The organism is Crocosphaera sp. Alani8, assembly GCF_038442745.1.
Taxonomy (GTDB): Bacteria; Cyanobacteriota; Cyanobacteriia; order Cyanobacteriales; family Microcystaceae; genus Crocosphaera.
This window is the reverse complement of the sequence record NZ_JARVCN010000034.1, coordinates 1-14,755: the sequence shown is the minus strand read 5'-3', so window position 1 is coordinate 14,755 and position 14,755 is coordinate 1. Positions and strand designations below refer to the sequence as shown.

The window sequence follows — 14,755 nt, the reverse complement described above, 5'->3', positions numbered from 1 at the left end:
TTGGCCTAAGTTTTCGCAGCGAGTGACCCCTGGCTTTTTGAGAAGATACTTTTTTTCTACCTTTTTTACTCACTACTTTAGGAATACTATTAATCTACTTACCACGAGCATATAACCTTTAACATGGAAAAGATTATGGATATTTTTTCTAAACTTACCTTAGTTTAAGCACTACAAATACTAACAATTGCTTCTCCCGTTAAACTAAAAGCACGAACTTCAGTGATTTCCACCTTAATTAATTGTCCTTTCAACTCGTCGATATTTCCCTTGAAAAAGGTTAAACGATTGCCTTGAGTTCGCCCCATAACTTGACTGTTATCTTTCGGGTTTTGATCTTCAACTAATACCTCTTCTATTCTCCCTAAATAACGTTGGGAACGTTGTGCTGCTTTTTGTGCCACTAAATGGTTTAATCTTTGTAAGCGATCGCTTTTTACTTCCTCGCTTAATTGTTGCTCCCAAACTGCTGCAGGGGTTCCAGGACGAGGGGAATAAGCAGCAGTGTTCAGTTGATCAAAGCCGATATCATCCACCAATTTTAAGGTGTTTTCAAACTGTTCTTCTGTTTCCCCAGGAAAGCCCACAATGGCATCTGCACTGATAGAAGCATCGGGCATATATTCCCGAATTGTATCGATAATTCTCCGATATTTTTGGTGAGTATAACCCCGTTTCATAGCCTTTAAAACATCATTATCTCCTGATTGAAAAGGAATATGAAAATGTTCGCAAACTTTAGGTAATTCGTCACAAGCTTTGATTAATCTTTCGGTAAAATAACGGGGATGACTGGTGGCAAATCTTAGTCTTTCGATGCCAGGAATATCATGTACTTGATATAATAAATCTGTTAACGTATGTTTATGTCTTCCGCTTGCAGTAACCCCTGGTAAATCCCTTCCATAAGCATCAATATTTTGCCCCAGTAAAGTAATTTCTTTGTACCCTTGTTTTCCTAATAGTTCCATCTCTGCATAAATAGCTTCAGGAGTACGAGATTGTTCCACACCTCTAACACTGGGAACCACACAATAACTACACTTTTCATTGCAACCATAAATAATATTGACCCAAGCGTTTACGGTACTATCTCGACGGGGTTTTGTGATATCTTCTACAATGTGAATAGGTTCGGTGGCAACCACTTGATTGCCATCAAATACTTGGGTTAATAAATCTTCTAAGCGGTTAGCGTGTTGCGGTCCCATTACTAAGTCTAATTCTGGAACCCGTCTCAAGATTTTTTCTCCTTCTTGTTGCGCTACACACCCCGCTACTACCAGGGTTAAATCTGGATTTTTGTGTTTACGTTTGGCCTGTCTTCCTAAGTAAGAATAAACTTTTTGTTCGGCATTATCCCTAATGGTACAGGTATTATAAACGATTAGATCAGCCCCGTTGGGGTCTTGAGACCATTTAAACCCCATGTCCTCCAAAATACCGGCCATGCGTTCTGAGTCAGCTTTATTCATCTGACAGCCAAAGGTGGTTATATGGTAACGAGGTGGGGTTGAGGTCATGATTATAAATGTATTTTAAACGTCCAACTTTCCATTATAGTAAAAATATTAATCATTTGCTCAATTTATCATCCAATTTTCAATTATTAGAGTCTAAAAGTTAGTATTTTTATGAAAATTTAATGATTGGTGAAAAATTATGGATTTTCGATTATCTTCCTACAAAAATTAGCTCAGCAAAAATAATTCAATAAACAAAAATTATCATAAGTTTCCTGTTTACCCTTAAATTTTAGGCTTTTGTGATTCGATAGGGAACTATCCCAGGGCAAAAGAAGACAAAATCAAAGAAAAGAGAAATCTTAGCTTAACACCCCTCCCCTATGGGTCATGGGGTTTATAATGCGAAGAAACCATGTATTAAGATGCTAATGACCAAGACGAATCAACCCATTAGTGGTAAACACTTATTCTTGACGCTGTTTTCCCTTCCGTTTCTGTGGGGTGGAATCTTAGGTGTACCGAGTTCGGCCAAAGATGTTGATATCGAAGTAGGTATAGTACAAAGGTTTGGGGAGACACAAGCAGAAACCCTATCCATTAGCGCAACCAATGGGGATAGTTTAACAGTTAAGTTTCAAAATAACCAAGGACAAAGCCAAACTTTGACCACGACTCAACTCACTCTAAACATAGTTGAAGAATCCTTACCCCAATCTCTACTAAAAGAATACATTGTCTTGAGCGATCACGCCACATTTGAAACTGCAGAAGATAGTGCCAACCAATGGAAAGCTAAGGGTATAAAGGCAGAAGTAACTCAACCTGGTAGATGGCAAGTATGGGCAAAAAGAGATGTTTATGAAACCCCTTTATTACGTCGTTTATTATTAGAAAATCTTCAAGAAAAAGGCTACAGCGATCCTTATTTAGAATCAGCAATTTTAAACAGCAAATCCCAAGCTACTTTTACCATTGCGGGAAAACAATATCAAAGCGATTATTTAGAGATTATTCCTGGAAAAAATCCCGTTCAAGTAGCCCATTCTCGACAAAAAACACGGCGTTATGGTGGTAATTTAAAGCTACAACCCAACTCTTACGGAACCTATACCCTAGTCAACGATGTTCCTTTAGAAACCTATTTGAGAGGGGTTGTTCCCCACGAAATTGGACCCAATGCACCTCAAAATGCAGCTAAAGCGCAAACAATTATCGCCCGTACCTATGCTTTGCGTAATTTACGTCGCTTTAAGGCAGATGAATACGAATTGTGCGCCAGTACCCACTGTCAAGTTTATTATGGATTGAGCGAAACCAGTCCCAAAGCAGACCGAGCGATCGCCGCCACCAAAGGGTTAGTATTAACCTACAATAACGAATTAGTAGATGCCCTTTATTCCTCTACCACTGGGGGAGTGACAGCAAGCTTTAGCGATGCTTGGAATGGGGAAGAAAGACCCTATTTAAAAGCGGTTATTGACTCTCCTAAAAATGTTTGGAATCTCTCTCAAAAATCCTTAGCTGATGAGGAGACTTTTCGTAATTTTATTCGTTTAAGACAAGGGTTTAACGAAAGTGGTCGCAGCGTGTTTCGTTGGAACCGTCAAGCTACTTTAGTTAGTTTAACCAACGATTTAAAGAAATATCTAGAAAGAAGGAAACATCCCTTAGCCAATATCAAAACCATTCGCTCAATGGAGGTCACAGAACGTTCTGATTCTGGACGTATTTTGACTATGGATGTGCAAACAGATTTAGGAGTTATTGAGTTACAAAAAAACGAAGTTCGTAGCGCATTTGGTCCTCCGAGAAGCACTTTATTTTATCTTGATCCTATTTACAATAGCCAAAAAGTATTAACAGGATATGCTTTTGTGGGAGGCGGTTTTGGTCACGGGGTTGGCTTAAGTCAATTTGGGTCTTATAATCTGGCTAATTTAGGTTGGAGTCCCGAAAAAATACTTGCTTTTTATTACCCTGGAACAAAAATTATTCCCCTAGATAATTCTATTGTTTTTTGGAGAGAACAAGATTAGAAAGAGTGGGTGAACAGCGATTAATTACTGTTCACTATTCACTTATTAGGGCTTAGTTTGGACAGATAAAGATGTTCGTCTCTGTCGATAAACAGAAACTACTGTTGCGCTGAGTCCTTTACTATTTAAATCTTCTACTCGCTTTTGTGCTTGTTGAGAATTTTGAAATACTCCAGCATGAATAACCCCTTCGCTTTGACGAATAAAAGCCATCGGTTCGACGGTTTTAACTTGGGATAATAAAGATATATTTTTACCAGCTACTTCAACCCGATAAAAACTAGCATTTTGATTAGGTTGGGTATTAATAGTCTGACTCTCAGAGATAGGTGGATCTCCATCTAAAGTTTGAGCTGGTATAGTTTGGGGAGCAGAAAAAGTATACTCTTTAATGGGGGTTGAAGTCTCAACAGTGGGAATAACTCGATTAACAGGAGACTCAGAGTTTACCATTTTAGGTAAAGGAGGTGGGGGTAACTCACGGTTAGAGGTGGTTTGGGCTAAACTCATCGGGGTTGAAGCGATGGTTAATAAGAAAAAACACAAACCAGTTGGACTCTCTTTTAAGGAGGAAAGGAAACTAATTATTCCTTTAAAAGTCTTAACAATTAAGCGATCGCCAGTGCTAAACATAACATAAACCTAGAATAAACACATCCTCACACCTTAAACAACAAAAATTTTCGTTGTCTTCGGGTTAATCAACATTGTAATACCGAAAATGTTAGCCTATAGAGAGTACAGAGTCGGTTTTTGAATTTTTTAAGAAACGTTTAACAATGAAGAAGGTTGTTGTGGGTTTATCTGGTGGTGTGGATAGTTCGGTGGCTGCCGTTAGTTTACAGCATCAAGGTTACGATGTAATAGGGTTGACCCTCTGGTTAATGAAAGGAAAAGGACAATGTTGTTCCGAGGGAATGGTAGATGCTGCCTTCATTTGCGAACAGTTAGACATTCCCCACCATATCGTGGATACGAGGGATTTATTTACAGAAAATATTATTGATTATTTGGTGTCTGGTTACGAGTCTGGGGTAACCCCTTTACCTTGTTCCCAGTGTAACCGCGCAGTGAAATTTGGGCCGATGTTAGCTCATGCTCAAAAAGAGTTAGACTGCGATCGCATCGCAACCGGTCATTATGCTCGTATTGGTTACGATGAAATAAGTCAACGCTATCAGTTATTACGGGCGATCGATCGCAATAAGGATCAATCTTACTTTTTATACGATCTCTCCCAAGAAATTTTAAAAGGAACTATTTTCCCCTTGGGAGAACAAACCAAAGAAGAAACCCGACGTATTGCTGCTCAATTTAACCTAAAAACCGCCAGTAAACCAGAAAGTCAGGATTTATGTCTGATTGAAGCTCATGGTTCTATGGCTACCTTTCTAGATCAGTATATCAAACCCAAAGAAGGGGAAATTGTGGATCTCGATGGCAAGGTTTTGGGTACTCACCAAGGGGTTCATCACTATACCATTGGACAACGCAAAGGGTTGGGTATTGCTGCCCCAGAACCCCTCTATGTGGTTAAATTAGATGCGGTGATGAATCGGGTGATTGTGGGCAACCGTGCTGATGGAGGCCGTTCTGATTGTACGGTAGAACGTTTAAACTGGGTTTCTATTGCTGAACCGGTTTCACCTATCGCTGCAGAGGTACAGGTGCGTTATCGTTCAAAAGCTGTTCGGGTTACTATTATTCCCCTAGAAGATCATCGGGTAAAATTACAGTTTAATGAGCCTCAATTTGGCATTACACCGGGTCAAGCGGCGGTTTTCTACGATGGGGAGATTGTTCTCGGTGGGGGTATTATTGAACGATAAATTTAGTTAATTTTCTTGTTCAAATTGTTCAATAATAGACTCAATTACTTTATTCTCGATATCCGCTTGATCGGATTTGGCGTAAATTGTAGCAAGAATGATGTTAGTTTCTTTTTTGAGATAGTATAAAACTCGATAACCTGCACTTTTACCTTTTTGGATATCGCGGTTTTTTAGACGCACTTTAAAGACTTGGTATTTAACGCCTGCAATTAGATCACCTAGAGTTTCTCCTCCTTGTAATTGGTCAATTAGAGGGACTAAATCCTCACGAATTGAGCGAAAGAGTTTAGAAAGTTTACCGAGGTCTTTTTTAAAACGAGATGTTAGGTAGATTGAAATAGGTTGGGATTTATTCGACATCAATTCCTTCCCATATTTGACTGATAGGAATGGTTTGATCGCTAAAAGCTTGTTTGAGTCCCTCCTTAATTCCTTCTAAGATTACCTCATCAGGAGTGTCATGATCTTCTGGTGTATTTTCAGGTTGAGAACTCATTACAATGACTACCTTATAAGTGCCTTCTGCAATGTCATCGGGTAAAGCAATATTTAAAATATGATTTTTATTGACCTTAACTTCGGTTTGAATAGTGTGCATCGTTTTTCTTTTAGGATCAAAGTTATTACGTCAACATTTTAACAAAAAGTTATAATTGGCGATCAAAAGACCTGTTATCAAATCACTTGTGCCTAAAAGTTCATTGAAATTCTGCTGTTGTTAAATAGTTAATTCACTGCTAGTTGCCAATTCATGGCGCATTATTAAATAACTCAAGTCAGCCACTATGTAAAGTTTTGTTAAGAATTTCGGATTCATAGGTGTCTTTTGCAGATAACTCAATAGGCGTTATTCAAAGAGGCAACATGAAAAATAAACTTGTGAAGGGACTTTTAGGTGAAAAGGCTGGCAATACAGTTATAGCTGTATGGCGTTGGGCTTGGGGTTTACCGGTGGAGCAGGGCGGTAAAGTTGCTGAAAAGGTAGCTCAACAATCTTTACAAGATATGCACGAAAAAATTCAACAGCTTGCGGCTGGAGTAGCTAAAGTGGTTGCTGCCCATGAAAAAGCTAAAGGGAAATATCTTGAGAAATGCGAAGAAATTTCCCATGCACAAAAGCAAGCGAAAATTGCTCAAGAAAAAGGGAATGAAGAAGCAGCAAAAATTGCCATTACCAAGGTGATTATGATTGAAAAAATCATTCCTCAATTATTGGAAATGGTGAATAAATCAGAAAAAATCATGATGACTGCCCAAGATAATCTTAGGCGAGAAAAAGAAAAATTGGAAACCTATAAGTTAGAGATGGCTAATTTATCGACTCTTACAGAAATGAATGAAGCAATGAAGAAAATTTCTGCTACCACTAATACGTTGGATTTAGGCTCAGCTAGTAGTCAATTTGTGGAAGCTCAGAATGCTATTGAAGGTCGTTATCTAGAAGAAATGTCGGTTGTTGAATTATCAGAAAGTGCTACAGATAAACTAGATGATCAATTGAATGAATTGACCTTAGAAGATGAAATTTCTAAACGTTTAAAAGAGTTAGAATAGATGGCATTTAATTGTAACAATTTTATCTGAGAAACAACAACAGAAAACACATACATGGAGTAACTGCATTATGGCCACAAATACAAGGACTAATTCTCGGTTTAAAATCCCTCCTATTGTTTGGATTGTATTAGCTATTGGTTTGGTTTTTGGTATTCCCAAACTAATACCATTGATTATGCCGAAAGAAACAGATCCCAGATTTAGTGAAGGGAATAATTTACATATTTTGGGAACTAGTAATGAGTACAAAAGACAGGGAATAGAAGCCTACAGTAAGAAAGATTTTAAATCGGCACAACAACATTTTCAATCATCCCTTCATCAGCAAAGAAATGATCCAGAGTCCTTGATTTACTTAAATAATAGTCGAGCCAAAGATAATCAAAGATTTCTACAATTAGCTGTGGTTGTTCCCATTGGCAGTAACTCAAATATTGCCCAAGAAATCTTACGAGGAGTGGCACAAGCACAAAATGAGATAAACAACAAAGGGGGAATTAATGGGCAATTTTTACACATTACTATTGTCAATGATAATAACGATCCCGAAATTGCTCAAGAAGTCGCTCATAAATTAGTTGACAACTCAGATATTATGGCAGTAATTGGTCATAACGCTTCTACCGTTTCTCAGGCAGTTGCTCCTATTTATCAAGAGTCTGGGTTAGTCATGATTACACCAACAAGTTCCGCTGAAGGTATCCCAGATGTAGGAAATTATATCTTTAGAACCCTACCTAATACGAATTTGATGGCTGAAACTTTAGCTAACTATGCACTTAAAAATGGTAAAAAATCAGCTATTTGCTACGACTCTAATTCTTTAGCTTCAAGGTCTTTTAAAGAAACCTTTTCTACTGTTTTTATGCAAAATAAGGGACGATTATCTACTAGTGTTTGTGACTTATCGGCACCTAATTTTGACGGGGATCAAGAAATAAGTGAAGCTGTCAATAATGGGGCTGATACCATGCTAGTTATACCCCATATTGATCGACTCGAACAAGCCCATATTTTGGCAGAATCTAATCAAGGAAAATTAAAGCTTTTAGGGGACATTACCTTAAATACTATGAAAACATTGCAAGCAGGAGAATCAATGAAAGGGTTATCTATTGTTGTTCCCTGGAGCGCAAAAAATCCAGCAACTCAAACCTTTGCTACCTCTGCACGACAAGTTTGGGGAGGGGATGTTAATTGGCGCACAGCAAGTGCTTATGATGCCACCAATACCCTCATTGAAGGGTTAAGGCAAGGTGAAACCCGTGAGACACTCCAAAAAGCTTTAGAAAGATCTCAGTTTAGAGCAAAAACTATTAATGGAGAAGTGAAATTTTTGCCTAACGGTGATCGCTCTGGTAAGGGTATTATTCTAGAAGTTAAACCCTCCCAAAAACATGAGACAGGCTATAATTTTATGCCCCTCAAATAATGAGTGTAACTAATTTTTAGTGGTGCTTAAGTTACTTTAGTTATGATGATTAACTGTGAAAACTGCTTATGTGCGAAGTCGATGAACAATTAAACCAACTTCTTCAAGAAGCTAGAGGAAAAAATACTAATAGTCCAACCTATAAACTACTGTTTCACCAGATTATGTTGAAAATGCAACAATCAGGAAAAATTTCAAAACGTCGCTATGACTTAGATGTTGATTCTTATCATAATGCTCTCCTAAAAACTTGGGAATGGTTACGCTGTAATTTGTCAGATTATAATCCAGATAAAGGAAGTATTTATTCCTGGTTTAACAAAACCTTGTCATTCAGGATAATGGATGCAGAAATAATAAGATTAAAGCAAAAAAATAGTACTGCTAATCCTTTTTTTGATGCCCTTACAGGCAAATGGATTAATCCTATTGAATTAATTCCTGCACCTCCTAAAACATCTGATATTTTGCAAGAAATTGAGGCATTTTTAGATGATAATAAAATTCAACTAGAGTCTAATCACCCTCAAAATTGTCCTCAAGGAAACTGCTATTATTTACTTAAACATCGTCTTCCTATAGGAGAAACTAAGGCTTGGAAAATCTTGGCAGAAGAGTTAGAAAGTAATCCCAAAACCTTGAATAGTCACTATCAGAAAAAATGTCTAAAATCTCTAAAAGATTGGTTAAAATCTCAAGGATATGAATTATAGATACACACCCCAGATTACTGTATTTACAGAGACAATAAAACAATGACTGACTTTACCAATAATTCCTTACAATCTGTTACCATTCCCTTAACACAAAGCGATCATAATATCGCCTTAAAATTTGCCAAACCTCAAACAAGTAAAAGCAAACAACAACAGGTTTATGTCAATGTACTTTCTGTTTTAGTAGTTAAACATTATTTAGAAATTCTTGGCATTAAATCAGATTTCAATAAGAGTTATGTGTCTCAAGATTTTTATCATCTAACTGGTGATATTGCCGATCTGAAACTTACTGATTCTCACCTCGGAAAACAAGGACATTTAGAATGTCGTCCTTTAATGAAAGAAGATAATAATATTCATATTCCTGTTGATGTTTCTCAGGATCGTATTGGCTATATTTTTGTTCAATTTGATGATTATTATCGAGAAGGTTTAATTTTAGGATTTTTGCCTACCATCGCTCAAGAAATTATCCCTATCCATCAACTACAATCTCTCCCCCAGTTTCTGGAATTTCTTTATATCAAATCAGTTAAATTAAGAGACTGGTTTGAGCATCAATTTAGTGATTCATGGTTATCATTAGAAGAAACGATAAAACTAGCTCAACTTCAACCTCAAATCACCTTTCAATTGTTTCCTGTATTTCGTTCTTTGCCGATCAATGGACTTCAGAAACAATTAAAGAAACTAGACAATAATATTAACTTAGATCAACCCATAAATGGACTTGTTAAGATTATTAAGACTACAGACAATGAAAAAATGTTTTGGGATGCAGTCGCACTCTTAAGACTATTAGAACCTTCTCATCCAGACATTGGAATTATCAGAATTAAGCAACTTACAAACTATTTAGAAAGTCCCCTTATCTTGATGATCCATGTTGTTGAGAAACAAAGCCAAACAATAGCGATTGCTTTACAAGTTAACTCCCTGACTGCGGATAATAAATTACGTCCCCATTTAACCCTAAGTCTTTTTGAAGGCAGTGATCAACTGTTAAAAGAAATTGTTACCCATTCTCAACCTCTAGATATGAATATTAAGTTAAAATTTAATGCAGTGTTGGGTGAGGAATTTACAGTTAAACTAACATTAGGAGATAAAGTTTTTAGTGAACACTTTATGGTCTGAATACGGAGTTGGGTATGGACAAACAGATTATTCTGCAAATTATAGGAGGCACTTTTGAGCAAGGATTTGCTGTAATAGTACAAATTAGTAAAAAAGGACAACCTATTCGGTTTAATTATCAGGGAAAATTACCGGAAAATACCGAAATAATTCCTGCTTATCAGCAGTGGCAAAACGATTATTATTTGAGTCCTAAAATTCGTTCTGCTGGTATTAGAAACCACCGTATCCAACTATCAGATGAATTAACTGAGGTAGTTTCTGAGGATGATTATCAAAATAGTCAAAAAAACTTACAGAAAGTTATGGAACAATGGTTGGATTCTCCAGAAATTAGGGAGATACAGGCTCATATTATAGATGAAATTAATAAACATGAATCCGCACAATTAATTATTAGTACAAATAATGCTGATTTACAACGACTACCCTGGCAAATTTGGAATTTGTTTAAACGTCGTCCTCTGATAGAAGTTAGCTTTAGTTCAGGTGATTTTTATCATTAATGTAGTCTGATAAAGGGTGAAAAATGACAATTACAGTAATAAAAAAACCTAACATTTTAGTTATCTTTGGAAACAAGCAAGATCTAAATTTAGATAGAGATCAAGAAATCATTGGAGACTTGACTAAAAAAGGAGCTAAAATAACTTGGTTACAGGAATCAGATACAGAAAAAGTTACCAAAAAAAAGTTAATTAAACTATTATCAACACAATCTTGGGATATTTTATTTTTTGCTGGTCATAGTTACTCTTTTTATGATCAAAATAATCAAGAAAATGGTATAATTTTATTGAATAAAGATGAAGGAATGTCTCTAATAGAGCTTAAAACTGCTCTAAAGAAAGCAGCAAACAAAGGACTAAAAATATGTATCTTTAATTCTTGTGATGGATTATTTTTAGCCCGAAATTGTGCTAATTATGGCATTCCTAAAACTATATTTATGCGAGAACCTATTCCCGATAAGGTAGCTCATGATTTTTTAGAAGCATTTCTTTTACAGTTTTCTCAAGGAGAATCTTTAGAATTATCTCTTCGTCATAGCAGAAATATTTTAGAAGATAAATATGAACAAAATAAGGAAAATATACCAGGAATTAGTTGGCTACCAACCCTTTACCAAAATCCTACCAGTCCCCTAATTATTTGGGAACCAATTAATCATAAGAAAAAAGTTATTATTCTGGCTATATTTACACTATTAATATCCTTATCAATCTACCAATTTTTCAAAATCAGATCTAGTCCTAATCCTCGTTTCAGTTAGGGAGAAATTAGTTTATTTGAAGCTAATAAAAATCAGGAACTAATTAAAAAAGCTAATCAATCCTATGGACAAAAAAGATGGCAATTAGCTGCCAGTCAGTTTCAAGAAGCACTAAAGAAAAATAAAAATAACCCTGAAATTGTGATCTATAAAAATAACGCTCAAGCAGAACTTAAGCAAAAGATTGAAATTGGGATAGTTATCCCCGTTAATAATCCTAATATTGCCCAAGAAATGTTAAGAGGAGTAGCACAAGCGCAAGAAGAAATTAATCAAAAAGGTGGCATTAATGGAAGCTTATTACAAATTACTATTGTTAACGATGATAATAACCCAAAAGTTGCCGAAGAAGTAGCTAAACAATTAGTAAAAAACCCAGAAATTATGGCAGTGATTGGCCACAACTCATCAGAAGTTTCCTTAAAAGCAGCTAGAATTTACCAAACAGAAGGCTTAGTGATGATTAATCCAACTAGTTCAGCTGATGGTATTACCGATGTGGGTGACTATATCTTTCGTACTTTGCCTCAGATTGAATCTATGGCTAAAATTTTAGCTAACTATGCCAGAGTAAATAACAAAAAAATAGCTATTTGTTACGATTCTCAAGCCTTCGCCAGTAAATCTGTTAAAGATCAATTTACAGCAGCTTTGGGGGCAGAAAAAAGTCAATTGACCAATAGTATTTGTGATTTGCATTTACCTGCTTTTAATGCCAATCAAGAGATAACTGAAGCCGTCAAATATAAAGCTGATACTATGCTGATCCTTCCCCACATTCAGCAATTGGAAAAAGCCTATGAAGTAGGCAAAGCAAGTCAAGGAAGATTACAACTTTTGGGATCTTTTTCTCTGTATACCATCACAACCCTCGAAGCAGGAAAATCAATGGAGGGAATGATTCTTGTTGCCCCCTGGAGTCCGAAAAATCCCTTAAATAAGCCCTTTGCTGCCTCTACCCGAAAATTTTGGGGGGGAGATGTCTCTTGGCGCACAGCAACCACCTATGATGGCACCTATGCTGTGATTAATGGGTTAAAACAGAGTCAAACCCGTGAAAGTTTACAAGATATCCTAGAAAATCCTCAATTTAACAGTGAAACTATCAATGGGGTAGTGAGATTTTTTGAAAACGGCGATCGCCAAGGGGAACCCTTTTTGGTTCAAGTTAAACCTTCTAAAAATCACCCCACCGGTTATGATTTTCAAATTGTAGATCAGAAAAAAACTAACAAATAGTTTAATTTTCTTGTTCAAATTGTTCAAGATCTAAACACAATTAGAACCTCGTGTTGCACTTTAGTTGACTTTAGAGGCAAAAAAACCATAAGCATTGGCTACTTGTGAGAGGAATAATAAAGTACACAAAAAGATTTTCGATGATGCTTGATGCTTAGTGGTAAGGGGATAGGTTAACAGTTTCCAATAAAAATTTATGGGTTCAACTTTGAGGGATGTTTGATTGCGTTGGGAACGAAGTTGATGAAAATAGTACGCACCACAACCATAATTAAAGTGTTGTCGCCAGAATTTAGCCAAGCTGAGATGATGGGAATGATAAATGATAGCGTTTGGGACATAGTGTAAAGAATAACCACTAAATAACCAGCGATCGCAGAATTCCCTATCTTCTCCCGCAGCCAAAGGAAAGGTAACATCAAACTGTCCTACTTTCTGGAATAAATCTCTGGATAGGGCAAAATTATTAGAGGCAAAAAAGGTTGCTTGATGGGAATCGTTATTGTAATAGTCGTAGATATAGTCTATGAGTAGTTGACTGGCGGTTGAATAAGGATTGTCTAAGAGGGAGTTGATTGTTTTTCCCCCTACAAGGGCGTTTGGAGCCTCAGAGAAGCCATTTTCTAGGGCTGATAGCCAGTTTGGAGCTAGGGTACAGTCGTCATCGGTAAAGGCTAAATACTCTGCTTTGGCGGCTTCTGCCCCCCTATTACGGGCGGCGGCTGGACCGGCATTGGCTTGGCGAATCAGGGTAAGATTAAGGCGATCGCTGTAACTATTAACAATGGTATCAAGGGGGTTTTTGCTACCGTCATCTACGATAATGACTTCAAAGCGGTCTTGTGGATAGTTAAGATCTCTAAGGGAATCTAAACAGGTTTTTAGACGTTCTGGACGATTATAGGTAGGAATAACAATAGAAAAAGTTAAAGAAGATTGGCTCATGATAAATTGATTTAATACAAAAAGGTTAAATTTATAAATTTTAAGACTTAGATTGAGCAAGACTAAATAATCGTAGTAAATCTTTCCAGATTTCGGAAGCTAATAAACGAATGGCTAACCCATAAATAACTATTCCAGAAACTGTACAAATAACAATTAAAGCTAGGGGAGTTAAGATTTCTATGAATAAAATTTTAACTCCTATAATTGCAGTAGTCATAAGTATTGTACTAATTAAAGGAGCTAAAAATTGTTTTAAATAGATTTTTAAAGGAGCATGAATCAAGATACTAACCATCCATTGCCCAATGGGGAACATTATATAACCTCGAATGACATAGGCTAAGGCAACTGCAACAATACCCCAACGCACAGCAATCGCAAAAGCAATAACATTTAAAGTAGCATTAACTAAGCTAAGATTTAATCGCCAATGGGGTTTATCCATAGCCAAAAACACTGAACTTTTAAAAAAAGAAACTGAGCGTCTTAAACCGTCGAATGCCAATATCTGTAGCACAAGAACAGAAGCAAGCCACTGTTCACCAAACACGGTCAAGATAACTTGTGGTGCCAAAACTACCATACCTAAAAAAGTAGGAAAAGCCACTACGCTAGTTAACTGAGTCGCACGATAAAAAGCACGTCGAAACTGCTCTAGATTCTCTTGTAAACGGGAAAAAGTTGGTAAAGCTACTTGGTTACTGGTACTAACCAATAATTGTGTCATAATTGTCAAAATTCGATAAGCAAGACTATATAATCCCAGTGCCTCCACACCTAAAAAATAACCAATTAAAAAATCATCAGCACGAGTGCTAAAGAAGCTTAAAAAGTTAAATCCTAGGGTCGTAATACCAAAATGCCATAAATCTCTAAAATGACCCATAGATATTCGCCAACTAGGTCGCCAGTCGCTCAAACGCCATAAAACCACAACTGCGACCAACTCATACATCATTTGTTGACCAACTAAACTCCAAACTCCAAATCCCTGTAGGGCCATTCCTATTCCTACTACCCCACTGATGAGAACTGCAAACAAGGAACGGAGGGCGATGACTTTAAACTCACATCTTGCACCAAGAAAAGTTGATATGAGAAGCGATGGCTAAAACC

The 14,755-nt window shown here is 36.7% G+C and carries 15 protein-coding genes; 9 read left to right on the top strand and 6 right to left on the bottom strand.

Going from position 1 to position 14,755, the window contains the following annotated elements; all coding sequences use genetic code 11:
• Positions 1-164 precede the first annotated feature (164 nt).
• A complete protein-coding gene (miaB, locus tag P9B04_RS02895) occupies positions 165-1,529 on the bottom strand; it encodes a tRNA (N6-isopentenyl adenosine(37)-C2)-methylthiotransferase MiaB (protein WP_342053497.1) in 1,365 nt (454 codons plus the stop codon).
• A gap of 365 nt (positions 1,530-1,894) precedes the next feature.
• On the opposite strand from miaB, the gene P9B04_RS02890 reads away from it, so the two are divergent.
• Complete coding sequence (locus P9B04_RS02890; protein ID WP_342053495.1) at positions 1,895-3,502, top strand: SpoIID/LytB domain-containing protein; 1,608 nt, start codon at positions 1,895-1,897, stop codon at positions 3,500-3,502.
• 45 nt (positions 3,503-3,547) lie between these two features.
• On the opposite strand, the gene P9B04_RS02885 is transcribed toward P9B04_RS02890, so the two are convergent.
• Positions 3,548-4,135, bottom strand: a complete 588-nt coding sequence (locus P9B04_RS02885; RefSeq protein WP_342053494.1) for a hypothetical protein — start codon at positions 4,133-4,135, stop codon at positions 3,548-3,550.
• Between the two features lie 146 nt (positions 4,136-4,281).
• Here P9B04_RS02885 and mnmA point away from each other — a divergent pair, with 146 nt between their 5' ends.
• The gene (gene mnmA, locus P9B04_RS02880) at positions 4,282-5,331 is read left to right on the top strand and encodes a tRNA 2-thiouridine(34) synthase MnmA (RefSeq protein ID WP_342053493.1); all 1,050 of its coding nucleotides are present in this window, start codon (positions 4,282-4,284) and stop codon (positions 5,329-5,331) included.
• A gap of 6 nt (positions 5,332-5,337) precedes the next feature.
• Here the strand turns inward: mnmA and P9B04_RS02875 are convergent, their stop codons facing one another.
• Positions 5,338-5,694 carry a type II toxin-antitoxin system RelE/ParE family toxin gene (locus P9B04_RS02875; RefSeq protein WP_342053492.1) on the bottom strand — a complete coding sequence of 119 codons (357 nt, stop codon included), beginning with the start codon at positions 5,692-5,694 and terminating at the stop codon, positions 5,338-5,340.
• Positions 5,684-5,932, bottom strand: a complete 249-nt coding sequence (locus P9B04_RS02870; protein ID WP_342053491.1) for a type II toxin-antitoxin system RelN family antitoxin — start codon at positions 5,930-5,932, stop codon at positions 5,684-5,686. The genes P9B04_RS02875 and P9B04_RS02870 overlap by 11 nt, the downstream gene beginning before the upstream one ends.
• Positions 5,933-6,153: 221 nt before the next feature.
• Between P9B04_RS02870 and P9B04_RS02865 the strand changes: the two genes are divergently transcribed.
• The 7 genes from P9B04_RS02865 to P9B04_RS02835 all read left to right on the top strand — a co-directional run bounded on the left by P9B04_RS02865 (position 6,154) and on the right by P9B04_RS02835 (position 12,691).
• Positions 6,154-6,888: a PspA/IM30 family protein gene (locus P9B04_RS02865; RefSeq protein ID WP_342053490.1), complete on the top strand. Its 735-nt coding sequence runs from the start codon at positions 6,154-6,156 to the stop codon at positions 6,886-6,888.
• A gap of 70 nt (positions 6,889-6,958) precedes the next feature.
• Complete coding sequence (locus tag P9B04_RS02860) at positions 6,959-8,323, top strand: ABC transporter substrate-binding protein (protein ID WP_342053489.1); 1,365 nt, start codon at positions 6,959-6,961, stop codon at positions 8,321-8,323.
• Between the two features lie 68 nt (positions 8,324-8,391).
• Positions 8,392-9,036, top strand: coding sequence for a hypothetical protein (locus P9B04_RS02855; RefSeq protein ID WP_342053488.1), 645 nt, complete (start codon positions 8,392-8,394; stop codon positions 9,034-9,036).
• A 42-nt stretch (positions 9,037-9,078) separates the two neighbouring features.
• Positions 9,079-10,179 (top strand): DUF1822 family protein, encoded by a 1,101-nt coding sequence (locus P9B04_RS02850; RefSeq protein ID WP_342053487.1) that lies wholly within the window; start codon positions 9,079-9,081, stop codon positions 10,177-10,179.
• 14 nt (positions 10,180-10,193) lie between these two features.
• Complete coding sequence (locus tag P9B04_RS02845) at positions 10,194-10,685, top strand: hypothetical protein (protein ID WP_342053486.1); 492 nt, start codon at positions 10,194-10,196, stop codon at positions 10,683-10,685.
• Positions 10,686-10,708: 23 nt separating this feature from the next.
• Entirely contained in the window at positions 10,709-11,452 is a 744-nt protein-coding gene (locus P9B04_RS02840; RefSeq protein WP_342053485.1) for a CHAT domain-containing protein, read from the top strand.
• Between the two features lie 141 nt (positions 11,453-11,593).
• Positions 11,594-12,691 carry an ABC transporter substrate-binding protein gene (locus P9B04_RS02835; protein ID WP_342053484.1) on the top strand — a complete coding sequence of 366 codons (1,098 nt, stop codon included), beginning with the start codon at positions 11,594-11,596 and terminating at the stop codon, positions 12,689-12,691.
• A 60-nt stretch (positions 12,692-12,751) separates the two neighbouring features.
• Here P9B04_RS02835 and P9B04_RS02830 read toward each other — a convergent pair whose 3' ends face one another.
• Both P9B04_RS02830 and P9B04_RS02825 read right to left on the bottom strand, forming a co-directional pair.
• On the bottom strand, positions 12,752-13,636 hold the full coding sequence (locus tag P9B04_RS02830; RefSeq protein WP_342053483.1) for a glycosyltransferase family 2 protein: 885 nt from the start codon (positions 13,634-13,636) through the stop codon (positions 12,752-12,754).
• Between the two features lie 40 nt (positions 13,637-13,676).
• A complete protein-coding gene (locus tag P9B04_RS02825; RefSeq protein WP_342053496.1) occupies positions 13,677-14,735 on the bottom strand; it encodes an oligosaccharide flippase family protein in 1,059 nt (352 codons plus the stop codon).
• Between the last annotated feature and the right edge of the window lie 20 nt (positions 14,736-14,755).